This window comes from Pseudomonas karstica, assembly GCF_009707515.1.
GTDB lineage: Bacteria > Pseudomonadota > Gammaproteobacteria > Pseudomonadales > Pseudomonadaceae > Aquipseudomonas > Aquipseudomonas karstica.
The window spans coordinates 38,235-50,786 of record NZ_WLYI01000006.1 but is presented as its reverse complement, the minus strand read 5'-3'; the positions used below and the strand labels follow the sequence as shown (position 1 = coordinate 50,786).

10 protein-coding genes and 1 pseudogene are annotated in these 12,552 nt (G+C 61.3%); 2 read left to right on the top strand and 9 right to left on the bottom strand.

The window, feature by feature from the left end; translation table 11 throughout:
• Positions 1–14: 14 nt before the first annotated feature.
• Complete coding sequence (locus tag GIR22_RS06305; protein ID WP_154742494.1) at positions 15–1,538, bottom strand: fumarate hydratase; 1,524 nt, start codon at positions 1,536–1,538, stop codon at positions 15–17.
• A gap of 203 nt (positions 1,539–1,741) precedes the next feature.
• A pseudogene (locus tag GIR22_RS26715) lies at positions 1,742–1,867 on the bottom strand (outer membrane lipoprotein carrier protein LolA); the annotation flags it as partial.
• On the opposite strand from GIR22_RS26715, the gene GIR22_RS06300 reads away from it, so the two are divergent.
• Entirely contained in the window at positions 1,853–2,785 is a 933-nt protein-coding gene (locus GIR22_RS06300) for an iron-sulfur-binding ferredoxin reductase (protein WP_154742493.1), read from the top strand. The pseudogene GIR22_RS26715 and the gene GIR22_RS06300 overlap by 15 nt on opposite strands.
• A gap of 874 nt (positions 2,786–3,659) precedes the next feature.
• Here the strand turns inward: GIR22_RS06300 and pyk are convergent.
• Entirely contained in the window at positions 3,660–5,111 is a 1,452-nt protein-coding gene (gene pyk, locus GIR22_RS06295) for a pyruvate kinase (protein WP_154742492.1), read from the bottom strand.
• 174 nt (positions 5,112–5,285) lie between these two features.
• Here pyk and GIR22_RS06290 point away from each other — a divergent pair, with 174 nt between their 5' ends.
• A complete protein-coding gene (locus GIR22_RS06290; protein ID WP_154742491.1) occupies positions 5,286–5,660 on the top strand; it encodes a tetratricopeptide repeat protein in 375 nt (124 codons plus the stop codon).
• Positions 5,661–5,712: 52 nt separating this feature from the next.
• Here GIR22_RS06290 and GIR22_RS06285 read toward each other — a convergent pair whose 3' ends face one another.
• The 6 genes from GIR22_RS06285 to GIR22_RS06260 are packed head-to-tail and all read right to left on the bottom strand — an operon-like array spanning position 5,713 to position 12,365.
• Positions 5,713–7,044: a DUF58 domain-containing protein gene (locus GIR22_RS06285; RefSeq protein WP_154742490.1), complete on the bottom strand. Its 1,332-nt coding sequence runs from the start codon at positions 7,042–7,044 to the stop codon at positions 5,713–5,715.
• A 7-nt stretch (positions 7,045–7,051) separates the two neighbouring features.
• Positions 7,052–8,029: an AAA family ATPase gene (locus GIR22_RS06280; protein ID WP_154742489.1), complete on the bottom strand. Its 978-nt coding sequence runs from the start codon at positions 8,027–8,029 to the stop codon at positions 7,052–7,054.
• Positions 8,026–9,183, bottom strand: coding sequence for a DUF4350 domain-containing protein (locus GIR22_RS06275; protein WP_154742488.1), 1,158 nt, complete (start codon positions 9,181–9,183; stop codon positions 8,026–8,028). The genes GIR22_RS06280 and GIR22_RS06275 overlap by 4 nt, the downstream gene beginning before the upstream one ends.
• A complete protein-coding gene (locus tag GIR22_RS06270) occupies positions 9,180–10,709 on the bottom strand; it encodes a DUF4129 domain-containing protein (protein ID WP_154742487.1) in 1,530 nt (509 codons plus the stop codon). The genes GIR22_RS06275 and GIR22_RS06270 overlap by 4 nt, the downstream gene beginning before the upstream one ends.
• The gene (locus tag GIR22_RS06265; RefSeq protein WP_154742486.1) at positions 10,696–11,676 is read right to left on the bottom strand and encodes a stage II sporulation protein M; all 981 of its coding nucleotides are present in this window, start codon (positions 11,674–11,676) and stop codon (positions 10,696–10,698) included. Before GIR22_RS06265 ends, GIR22_RS06270 begins: the two co-directional genes overlap by 14 nt.
• Positions 11,673–12,365, bottom strand: a complete 693-nt coding sequence (locus GIR22_RS06260) for an RDD family protein (protein ID WP_154742485.1) — start codon at positions 12,363–12,365, stop codon at positions 11,673–11,675. The genes GIR22_RS06265 and GIR22_RS06260 overlap by 4 nt, the downstream gene beginning before the upstream one ends.
• Between the last annotated feature and the right edge of the window lie 187 nt (positions 12,366–12,552).

Here is a 12,552-nt window from a genome sequence, read left to right as displayed (position 1 = left end):
TTACAGTGAAAGTCTTACTGCACTTCTACTGCCAGGCTTTCACTGATCTTTTTCTGCCAGATGGCGGGACCGGTGATGTGCACCGATTCACCCTTGCTGTCCACCGCAACGGTCACCGGCATGTCCTTCACGTCGAACTCATAGATTGCTTCCATGCCCAGTTCGGCAAAAGCCACGACGCGGGATTTCTTGATGGCTTGTGCCACCAGGTAAGCCGCGCCACCGACTGCCATCAGGTACACGGCCTTGTGGTCCTTGATCGCTTCGATGGCGGTAGGGCCGCGCTCGGATTTGCCGATCATGCCCAGCAGGCCGGTTTGCTCGAGGATCTGGCGCGTGAACTTGTCCATCCGCGTCGCCGTGGTGGGGCCTGCAGGCCCGACGACTTCTTCGCGCACCGGATCAACCGGGCCGACGTAGTAGATGAAACGACCCTTGAGGTCCACTGGCAAGGTTTCGCCCTTGTTCAGCATCTCGACCATGCGCTTGTGCGCGGCGTCGCGACCGGTGAGCATCTTGCCGTTGAGCAGTACGGTTTCGCCCGGTTTCCAGCTTTGCACGTCTTCCGGGGTCAGGGTGTCGAGGTTGACGCGACGGGCCGACGGGCCGGCTTCCCAGACGATTTGCGGGTAAGCGTCCAACGGTGGCGCTTCCAGCGACGCCGGGCCGGAGCCGTCGAGCACGAAGTGCGCGTGACGGGTGGCGGCGCAGTTAGGGATCATGCACACCGGCAGCGAAGCGGCGTGGGTCGGATAATCCATGATCTTCACGTCGAGCACGGTGGTCAGTCCACCCAGGCCCTGGGCACCGATGCCCAGTTGGTTGACCTTCTCGAACAGCTCCAGGCGCATCTCTTCGATACGGTTGGACGGGCCGCGTTTTTTCAGCTCGTGGATGTCGATGGATTCCATCAACACTTCCTTGGCCATCACCGCGGCTTTCTCGGCGGTGCCGCCGATGCCGATGCCCAGCATGCCCGGCGGGCACCAGCCGGCGCCCATGGTCGGAACGGTCTTGAGTACCCAGTCGACGATCGAGTCCGACGGATTGAGCATGGCCATTTTCGACTTGTTCTCGGAGCCGCCACCTTTGGCCGCCACGTCCACTTCCACGGTGTTACCCGGGACGATGGAGTAGTGGATCACCGCCGGGGTATTGTCCTTGGTGTTTTTCCGTGCGCCCGCCGGGTCGGCGAGGATCGAGGCCCGCAGGACGTTTTCCGGCAGATTGTAGGCGCGACGTACGCCTTCGTTGATCATGTCGTCCAGGCCCATGGTGGCGCCAGTCCAGCGCACGTCCATGCCCACGCGAACGAAAACGGTGACGATCCCGGTGTCTTGGCAGATCGGGCGGTGGCCGGTGGCACACATGCGCGAATTGATCAGGATCTGCGCCATGGAGTCACGGGCCGCTGGCGATTCTTCGCGCAGGTAGGCCTCGTGCATCGCCTGGATGAAGTCAACGGGGTGGTAATAGGAAATGAACTGCAGGGCGTCGGCAACGCTCTGAATCAGGTCGTCTTGCTTGATCACGGTCATGAGTCGCGCTCCTCTATAAGACGGGAACATACAATAAAGGTGTCTTCAGTGGGGGTATCGGTCGGCTGAAGGCACCTTTCCAAGGCACGTCGGCAGGTAGTGCTGGGGTAGTGCTGACGCGACGCTAAAAAGGCGCGGCAGTATAACCCGGCGCGATGACCGATACACCCGACGATGGTCAAACGTTGATTAGCGTGATTCTCTGTAGGCGCGAGCTTGCTCGCGAAAAATTTCAGGACGCCGCTGAGTGTCAGGTTTCCAGCGTCATCGTTAACGACCATCGCGAGCAAGCTCGCTCCTACAGAGAACGTTTCATGCCTGAACTGCACGTCGGCGAACGCCACTGGTCGGTACCCACCGGCAGCAACCTGTTGGATGCCCTGAACCAGGCCGGTGTCGCCGTGCCCTACAGTTGCAGGGCTGGTAGTTGTCATGCCTGCCTGGTGCGTTGCCTGGGTGAGGTGCGGGACAATCAACCTGACGCCTTGAGTCCGGCGCAACGAGATGACGGCTGGCGCCTGGCCTGTCAATGCCAGGTCACGGGCGATCTGCAGGTTGAAGCCTTCGACCCGGTGAATGATGGCCTGGCCGCGCAGGTGCTGCGTGCCGATTGGCTGAATCCAGCAGTGTTGCGCCTGCGCCTGCAAGCTGAACGCGGCCTGCGTTATCGCGCCGGGCAGCACCTGGTGTTGTGGGCGGGGAGGGTGGCGCGGCCTTATTCCCTGGCCAGTCTGCCCCAGATTGACCCGTTCCTGGAGTTTCACCTTGATTGCCGCCTGCCCGGCGAATTCAGTGATGCCGCCCGAAAACTGAAGACGGGCGATAGCCTGCGCCTGGGTGAACTGCGTGGCGGGGCATTGCAATACGACCCGGACTGGCAGGCCCGTCCGCTCTGGCTGCTGGGCTCGGGCACCGGCCTGGCGCCGTTGTGGGGTGTGTTGCGCGAGGCTTTGTGCCAGGATCATCAAGGCGCCATCCGGGTCATTCACCTGGCCCATGACGCCAATGGTCATTACCTGGCCGAGCCTTTGGCGGCCTTGGCGGCCAGCCATCCAAACCTGACGGTGGAGTTATGGACGGCGGCTGAGCTGGTCGACGCTTTGGCACAACTACGACTTGTTTCCCGGCAAACCCTGGCTTTACTCTGCGGACACCCTGACAGCGTCGAGGCCTTTTCAAAGCGCCTGTTCCTGGCTGGCTTGCCGCGCAATCAACTGTTGGCCGACGTCTTCTTGCCCCGTGGTTGAGCGCTGAATTTTCCAACTGCGAGACTTGCCACGACTAAGCGCTTTGAACGTCCTGAAGACTTGGCTTTCTGCCGCTGCCGAGGCACGAGGCTGCGATAAGGGCCGCAGGACCTTCAGCGATTTCAAGGCCCAGGCGACTGCTGCGCAGCCGATCGCAGGCTGCGCCAGCGGCTACAGGTGATCGGTGATCGGCTTTTGTAGCCGCTGCCGAGGCACGAGGCTGCGATAAGGGCCGCAGGACCTTCAACAATCTCAAGGCCCAGGCGACTGCTGCGCAGCCGATCGCAGGCTACGCCAGCGGCTACAGGTGATCGGTGATCGGCTTTTGTAGCCGCTGTCGAGGCACGAGGCTGCGATAAGGGCCGCAGGACCTTCAACAATTTCAAGGCCCAGGCGACTGCTGCGCAGCCGATCGCAGGCTACGCCAGCGGCTACAGGTGATCGGTGATCGGCTTTTGTAGCCGCTGTCGAGGCACAAGGCTGCGATAAGGGCCGCAGGACCTTCAGCAATTTCAAGGCCCAGGCGACTGCTGCGCAGCCGATCGCAGGCTACGCCAGCGGCTACAGGTGATCGGTGATCGGCTTTTGTAGCCGCTGTCGAGGCACGAGGCTGCGATAAGGGCCGCAGGACCTTCAGCAATTTCAAGACCTAGGCGACTGCTGCGCAGCCGATCGCAGGCTGCGCCAGCGGCTACAGGTAATCAGCGATCGGCTTTTGTAGCCGCTGTCGAGGCACGAGGCTGCGATAAGGGCCGCAGGACCTTCAGCGATTTCAAGGCCCAGGCGACTGCTGCGCAGCCAGCACATCACCAGCTTCAGAAAGCAAAAAGCCCCGCCATTCACATGGCGGGGCTTCTATTGTTCAGCGTGTCACTCAGACCATTGGGTCGCCAACGTGCAGGATCTTCATGCCGTTGGTGCCACCAATGGTGTGGTAGCTGTCGCCCTTGGTCAGGATGACCCAGTCGCCTTTCTCCACAACGCCACGCTTGAGCAACTCGTCGATGGCAGCCTGGCTGACTTGTTCAGGCGGCAACGATGCGGGGTCGAACGGTACGGTGTAGACACCACGGAACATGGCCGCGCGGGCCTGGGTTTCGCGGTGTGGGGAGAACGCATAGATCGGTATCGAGGAGCGGATACGCGACATGATCAACGGCGTGTAGCCACTTTCGGTCAAGGCGATGATTGCCTTCACGCCCGGGAAGTGGTTGGCGGTGTACATGGCTGCCAATGCGATGCTTTGGTCGCAGCTTTCGAAGACCTTGCCGATGCGGTGGCTGGAGGTCTTGCTGGTCGGGTGCTTTTCAGCACCGACGCAGATACGCGCCATGGCCTGGACGGCTTCCAGCGGGTACGGGCCAGCGGCACTTTCAGCCGAGAGCATCACGGCGTCGGTGTAGTCGAGCACGGCGTTGGCTACGTCCGACACTTCGGCACGGGTCGGCATCGGGTTCTGGATCATCGACTCCATCATCTGGGTCGCGACGATCACCGCTTTGTTGTGGCGGCGTGCATGCAGGATGATCTTCTTCTGGATACCAATCAGCTCGGCGTCACCGATTTCCACACCCAGGTCACCACGGGCAACCATCACGGCGTCGGAAGCCTTGATCAGGCCGTCGAGGGTGTCGTCGTCAGCGACGGCTTCGGCGCGTTCGATCTTCGCCACCAGCCAGGCGGTACCGCCGGCTTCGTCTCGAAGTTTACGGGCGTATTCCATGTCGGCGGCGTCGCGCGGGAAGGACACGGCGAGGTAGTCCACTTCCATTTCGGCGGCGAGCTTGATGTCGGCCTTGTCTTTTTCAGTCAGGGCCGGCGCCGTCAGGCCACCGCCGCGACGGTTAATGCCTTTGTGATCCGACAGTGGGCCGCCGATGATCACGGTGCAGTTCAGTTCAGTGACGGTGGCCGTGTCGACGCGCATGACCACACGGCCGTCGTCCAGCAGCAGTTCGTCGCCGACGCCGCAATCTTTCACCAGGTCCGGGTAGTCGATACCCACGACTTGTTGGTTACCGTCGGTCAGCGGATGGCTGGTGGAAAAGGTGAACTTGTCACCGATCTTCAGCTCGATTCGCTTGTTGGCGAATTTGGCGATACGAATTTTCGGGCCTTGCAGGTCGCCCAGCAGTGCAACGAAGCGGCCATGCTTGGCGGCGAGGTCACGCACCAGTTTGGCGCGAGCCTTGTGCTCGTCCGGGGTGCCATGGGAGAAGTTCAGACGGGCAACGTCCAGGCCAGCCAGAATCAGCTGTTCGAGGACTTCCGGCGAGTTACTGGCCGGGCCAAGGGTGGCGACGATTTTGGTACGACGGACGGACATGCACGGACTCCTGAGTTCAAGCGCTGAGGAAGGCTACTATGCTCTTTGGTTGTAGTCATTGTTCGTTTGCACTACTTATCGACGATTCGCTTGTTTTCATCTGTTTGGCAGGTGAACAACCTTGAAGATTTTTGCCTTGGGGTCGATACACTGCACAAGACAGGAGAACCCCCCATGCGAATCGTGATCATTGCTGCCCTGGCCGTCAGTGTTGTCGGCTGTACCCGCTGGTCGATGGACCATCATTTGAACAATGCCTATCGCGCATACGGCGTCGGCGATTGTCAGCGGGTAACCCTTGAACTGTCCCAGGTCGACCGTGAAAGTCGTTCCCGGCGCTATGTGCAACCGGAGGTTTCGATGCTGCGCGGGCAGTGCCTGGAGCGGCAGAAACTGTTCGTCGATGCGGCGCAAACCTATCAATTCATTATCAGCCAGTACCCGGCCAGCGAATATGCCTTCCGCGCTCGTGCAAGGCTCGATACCCTGCAACAACTGGGGCACTACTCGGGTGCCAGTGCCGTTCAGTCACGACCTGCGTCCCTTTGATGATAGTTGTCATTTTATAGCTGGCCCCTTGCAGGCCTCGGCGTAGCGACTGCTATAACTCTCCCGCCTTCTTCCAGCCTTGGTAGCGTGTCACCAGGGCGGCTCCCAGCTCAGAAGGTCGTGTGTCCAGCACCGAGAGGCCGTGGGCGCTCAAGCGGTCATGAAGTTCGTCCCGGGCATTGAGGTAATCGACGGCGCCGCAATAGGCCAAGGCCTCGGACTGCGTTTGCACTGGGGCCTGGCGGAGTTGGTCGAGGGCTTCCTCGCGCAGGCTCGTCACCAGCACCCGGTGCTGGCGGCTGATTCGCTTGACCGCTGTCAGCAGTTCCTCATCATCCTCATCCCGTAGATTGGTCACCACAATGACCAATGCCCTGCGCTTCTGTCGGGCCAGCAGTTGACTGGCAGCCGCTTGGTAATCGGCGGTACGCCGGGTGGTGTCCAGGTCATACACGGTATTCAGCAACAGGTTGAGTTGGGCACTGCCCTTGACGGGCGCCAGGTAGCGCGGTTGGTCGCAAGAGAATGTGCAGAGCCCGACGGCATCGCCCTGGCGCAGGGCCACGTAGCTGAGCAGCAAGCAGGCATTCAGGGCGTGATCGAAGTGGGACAGTTCGTCATCGTGGCTGCGCATGCGTCGGCCGCAATCGAGCATGAAGACGATTTGTTGATCACGCTCATCCTGATACTCGCGGGCAATAGGGGTGCGCTGTCGGGCGGTGGCTTTCCAATCGATCTGGCGCAGGCTGTCGCCTTCGCGAAACTCACGCAACTGGTGGAACTCCAGGCCCAGCCCACGACGTTGACGCTGGCGTACGCCGAGTTGGCTGAGCCAGTTGTCTACCCCTAACAATTGTGCACCATACAAACGGGCAAAATCGGGGTAGACGCGGGTCCCATCGTCGGCTTTTATAAAGCGGCGTGCCAACCATAGTCCCAGTGGGCTGGGGAGGTGGACTTCACACCACTCGAAACTGAAGTGCCCACGTCGCAACGGACGCAGGCGATAGCCCAGCTCGCTGCGCTCTCCGGGCCGCAGCTCGATGGACTGAGGCAAGTGTTCTGCGCTCAGGCCGTCAGGCACATGGTCGAACACCTTGATGGTCAGAGGTTGTGGGTAATCGTGTTCAAGCTCAAGCCGCACATCCCCCCAGCGCCCCAGCGCCAGGCTACCGGGCATCTGCCGTCGCACCCGTGGCGAAGGCTTTTGGCGTAGACGAAAGGCATCCAGCAGCGCCAGTAGCAACAGTGCCAGGAGCAGGCCCCAGGCGATCGAATCCAGGGTGTCCGGCAGGTTGAATTGCAATGCCGAAAAGGTGCCCAGCAAGACGCTTGAACCCAGCAGGAGACCGAGCCAGATCAACAACAGGCGGGTGGGCTTCATGGGCAGGTCATTGCCGTGGTGCCGGGACTTGGTCCAGCAGTTGTTTAAGCACTTGGTCCACCTCCAGCCCGTCAATATCCAACTCTGGGGCGATGCGTACCCGGTGGCGCAACACTGCCAGGGCGCAGCCCTTGATGTCGTCCGGGGTCACGAACTCACCGCCACGCAGCAAGGCCCGGGCCCGCGCGCCACGCACCAGGGCGATGGATGCCCTGGGGCCCGCGCCGATGGTCAGGCCTGGCCAACTGCGGGTGGTGCGGGCCAGGCGTACGGCGTAATCGAGTACCTGCTCATCCAGGGGCAACTCACTGGCAATCTGTTGCAACAGCAGCACATCTGCGGCCTGGAGTACGGTACGCAGCGGCTGCACGTCGAGCATGTCGGCCCTGGACGAACGGGTCACTTCGCGCACCATATCCAGTTCCTGCTGCGCTTCGGGATAATCCATGCGTACCTTGAGCATGAAACGATCCAGCTCGGCCTCGGGCAACGGGTAGGTGCCTTCCTGTTCGATGGGGTTCTGGGTGGCCAGGACCATGAAGGGTTGCCCGATGGGCAGTGCCTGGCCTTCAAGGGTGACCTGGCGCTCCTGCATGGCTTCCAGCAGTGCTGCCTGGGTTTTCGCGGGCGCGCGATTGATCTCGTCAGCCAACAGCAGGTTGGTGAACAGGGGCCCCTTGCGCAGTTTGAACTGTTCGCTGTGCAGGTCGTATACGGCGTGGCCGGTAACGTCGCTGGGCATCAGGTCCGGGGTGAACTGTATGCGCGCGAACTCACCGCCAAAACAGCGTGCCAGGGCGCGCACCAGCAAAGTTTTACCCAGGCCGGGAACCCCTTCGAGCAGCACATGGCCGCCAGCGATCAGTGCAGTGAGTACCTCGTCGATAACCTGGTCTTGACCGATCACCGCCTTGCGCAGTTCGACGCGCAAGGCTTGGGCCAACTCGCTGGCGCGCTCAAGGGAGGGCGCTGGTAATTCGCTCATAGGGCATTCCTGAGGGTTTGCAGGCACGCCACCTGGCGGCTGAAGTCGGCGCTGGAAAGCCGCTTTGCCGGGGGTGGGCCTAAGGCCTGGCTGATGACAAGGTTAGGTTGGCGGGTCAGGTGTTCAAGAACCTGCCATTGTTCTGGGGTGTCGAGGTGTTCAAAGCCGGGATGACGGCGTCGGGCGGTACGCAGGATGTCGTGTTGCAGGGCTTGCAACAGGCTGTTTTGCCCGCTGCGACGCAGCAGGAAATCGGCACTGGCCTTCAAGTGCTCCTGCAATTGCCGGCGGGCCTTGGACGCGGGGGGCCGGATTGGCCCTTGGCGCATGCCTGCATGCCACAACGCCAGGGTTGTCAGCGCTGCGAGGGCTACCAGTGCCTGGGGGAAGTAACGCAGCAGCAGGCTGAACACGTTGTCTACATCGCTGTTGAACAGCAGTGTGACGGCGGTGCCCTGGTTCAGGTGCCACAGTAGCCAGGCATTGTCGTACAGGCCGATGTTGCGGGTTTTCCACAACTCGCTGTCGGTGATCACCGTGACACTGCCCTGCCCGAAGTTGACCTGCATCAAGTGGCTGGCCTTGGCGCTGTTGGCCGAGAACTGGGCCAGGTGCTGGGGGTCGATGAGGTTGAAGTCGGTGTCGAAGCTGAAATAGGTCGCCGGGGTTTCGTTGTCGACATACAGCTTGGTCAGGTCCGGTGGCTGTTTTTTGCCAACGGGTGCCGGCTTGTCGAAACCTTCACTAAAGGTTTGGCGCAGTTGCACGCGATCCAGCAACAGGTCGTCGCTTTTGCCGGTGTCGTCATCCCACAGTGCTTCAGCCACCAGCAGCAGATGGCCGCCAGCCTTGGCCCATTCCAGTAGTTGGTCGGCCTGGCGTGGGGTCATGTTGCTGCGATCACCCAGCAACAACAGGCTGCTGCCCAAGGGTTGCAGGCTCGTCAGTTGTTCAAGGCCATTGGCATGCTCGACCACCAGGCCCTGTTGGCGCAGAAAGTGTTCTGCCGCCAGATAGGGGTTGGCTTGGGCCTCGGGAGAAGGACCGCGTTCCACCACTTCCTGATAGGGGATTGCTTTGTGCCAGGCATAGAGGCCGCCCGCTGTCAGCAGGCAACCGAACAACAGGGCGACCCATAACAGCGGCCGGTTCATGGCGCCGCTCCCGAGTCGAACAAGGCTCGCCAATGGCTGCATAGCTGTTGTTGCACCTGTGGCGGCGGCAGGCGGTGACCATAGGCGAGGTTTTGCCAGTGCTGGGTGAGGTCATCGCTGAACGCCAACAACTGGGGGTGTTGCAATAGGTGAATGTGCTCCAGGACCTGGCCTTCGGTGTCGGCGTTTTTCAGTGGCAGGTTGAAGTCGTGCAACAGGCGGCTGAGCAAGGCACGGTACAGCAGGCCAAGGGCTTCGCGTGGCCTTGTTGGCCAGAGTTGCTCGGCGGTGCTGGCAATGTCGTCGGGCAAGGTGTCGGCACCCAATTGCAAGCCGAACAGTTGCGTGGGAATGGGTTTGGCGGTGCGGGTTTTGCGAGACGCACGCCGGCTGACAAAGGCCCGCAACCACTCTCGATAGCGCCAGATCACCAAGGCCAGACAGCCAGCCAGCAAACCCCAGAGTGCTACCTCAATGCCCTGGGCCAGATGCTTGAACGAGTTACGGTTGAGATTGTTCAACAATGCTTCCAGCCAGGCCGGTAGCTTGGCTTCGCCCTCCGGTTTGTTTTTTTCGGCGGGCTTGTCAGGACCGAAGCGGTAGCGGGTAACGGTCTGCGGATTCTTGAACGGTGGCTGATCCAGCAACTGCGTGATCGACTGATGGGCTGCGTGTGTGCTGAGAGGCTTCGCATGGACCGGCTCATCGGCCATGGCCGGTTGAGACGCCGGGATCAGTATCAGCCCGATGGCCATTAGCAGAACCGGCAGCACCGGGCTCAAGCGTTGGCGCAGGCGACGGAACACCAGCTCCAGGTCCCAGGCTTCCAATACAGTGCGGCGGTTCAGGTAGAGGCTGAAGCCACAAGAGACATAGATCGGCTCCCAAAACACCAGGATCAAGGCGTAGAAGGCATTGGTCAGGTGCTCCAACCACAGCCAGTCGTGCCCGGCAGTGAGCACAAACTGTTGCCAGTCCCACTCCTGTTCGACCTGCTGCGGCAGGAGCAGATAGAACAGCCCCAACAACCCGATCCATAGGGCCATTTCCAGGTGCATGCCGATCAGGGTCAGCCAGCGCGCCGAGCCGGCATTATGTTGTTGCAGGACCCCCAGGCGTTGTTGGCGCGCCTGACCCTCCAGGCCTTCGAGCTGGACCACGGGCATCACGAAGCTGCGGCTCAGACTCAAGCGTCGCCAGGTCAGACTCGCCAGCAGTTGGCCCTTGAGCAGGCTCGGCCATTGGCGCAAGGCCTGCTTGAGAGTGGGTGTCTCGCCGAACAGGGCCTTGGACAGGATAAACAGCGGCAGGCGGTCAAAGGCAGGCTTCAGCCACCAGAAGAGAAACAGCGCGGTGGACGGATAATTCCATAGCAGCGTGCTGAGCAGGGCGAACACCGGTAGGGTCACCAATGCCCAACTGCTCATCAACAGCCAACGATGCTCACGGGCCAGCAGGATGCCAAGATCCATGGCTTCCCAGGCAGTACGGGGGCGAATCACCACACTGGCGTCATTCAGGCGCATGACGACTCCGGCCGGCAAGTAACAGGTAAGCGGCCATCAGCAACCAGAGCGCGCTACCCATCAGGTACTTGATCCAGGGAGCAACAGTAGTGATGGAAGACCAATAGGCTTCGATAAATGCCGCAATCAGCAGGAACACCATGACCCCACAGATCATTTGCACGCTTTTGCGCGCTGCCAGCCGCAGGGATTCGCTTCTTGGCAGAGGCCCGGGGGCGATCAGCGCCCAACCCAGTTGCAGCCCGGCGGCACCGGCCAGGGCTATAGCGCTCAGTTCGAAGGCGCCGTGTCCAATGACAAACGACCAGAAGGTCTGGCCGTAGCCGATTTGCGTCAGGTGCCCGGCCACGGCGCCGATCATCAACCCATTGAAGAGCAGGAAGAACGCACTGCCCAAGCCAAACAGCAAGCCGGCGGCGAATGTCTGGAAGGCAATGCCGATGTTATGCATGACGTAGTAGCCGAACATCATCCAGTCTTCGCTTGATGCTCGCTCGGCGGCCCGCCCCAGGCGGCTGGCATCAGGGTCGTACATACCCTGCATCTCGGCCACTTGCCGGGGGGGGACGATGCTGTAGATCAGGTCTGGAAACAGGTACACCAGCAGGGCAATGCCCAATAGGCTGCCAAAGAACAACAGGCTGGCCGCCAGTACGAAGCGCCATTGCTCACGGACTAACCGGGGAAAGTCGGCGAGCAGGAAGCCCAGCACGTTGGCCCCCAACTGACTGCGATGTCGATACAGTTGCTGATGGCCACGCAGGGCCAGCTGTTGCAACGAGTCCACCAGGTAACTGCTGTAGCCACGCTCCTGGGCCAGGGCGAGGTGCTGGCACAATCGCCGGTAAAGATGAGGGAAGTCGGCGAAGTCTCCGGTCTTGGCCTTGCTTTGTTCCAACTGCGCCAACTGGGCGGCAAAGGCTTGCCATTGGGCTTGGTGGCGGCTTTCGAAAAGACTCTGCTTCATACCGGCCCCAACAAGCCGCGGGCCACGCCATTGAGCTCGCTTACGGCGCGGGCCGGAGAGACCCGCAAGGGTGTAGCCAGGATCGCGGCCAGCTCGTTGACACGTTCGGTGGACAGTTCGCCCTGGCGCTCGACGAAACCGAGGATGGCTCGCTGCTCGTTCAGGTCCAGGGCGAACGGCAGGTGCAGTGCGGGAGCCTGGGGAAGTTGCGGGCGTGACAACGGTTGCTCGCGGTAAATCACCAGGGTCCCGGCCGCCAGGTCACCGAGGCGCTTGAAGTGGGGATGCTGCAGGCAACTGATGGCGCCGAGGAAGTAGCCGAAGGGCAGCATGTCGACAAAACGCAGCAGGTTGCGTATCAGCGACGCGGACCAGCCAATGGGCGTGCCATCGTCCTGCACCACTCGCAAGCCCATGATCTGCTTGCCAGGCGAGCAGCCCTGATTGAGGACTTCGAACAGCACCATGTACCACCAACTGACCAGGAACAGCAGGATCGAGCCCAGGCCAACCCCCAGGTTGCCAAGAAACGCCAGGGCTATGAACAGGATGCCGAGGATCAGGCCGCGCAGGCCCAGGTCGAAGGCGAAGGCCAGGGAGCGAGGCAGCAGGCCGGCCGGGCGCAGGGGCAGGTCGATGCCCTCCGGCGTCTCGATCTGGTAGCGGGTGTCCAATGGCGCTGATGGCATCGCGGTCCTTGGCAGTGCAGGGCTGTTGCACCGGGGTGACAGCGGGCGAATAGAGAGACGGATGCTAGCAGTGTCGACGGTGGAAGCAACCACTCAGAGCACTGCAATTTTTCACTGAATGTTTGTACAGTGCAAACGGTGCTGGCCCCATGCGCCTTACAGCGCCTAGACTTTGTCGGTCTTCAGC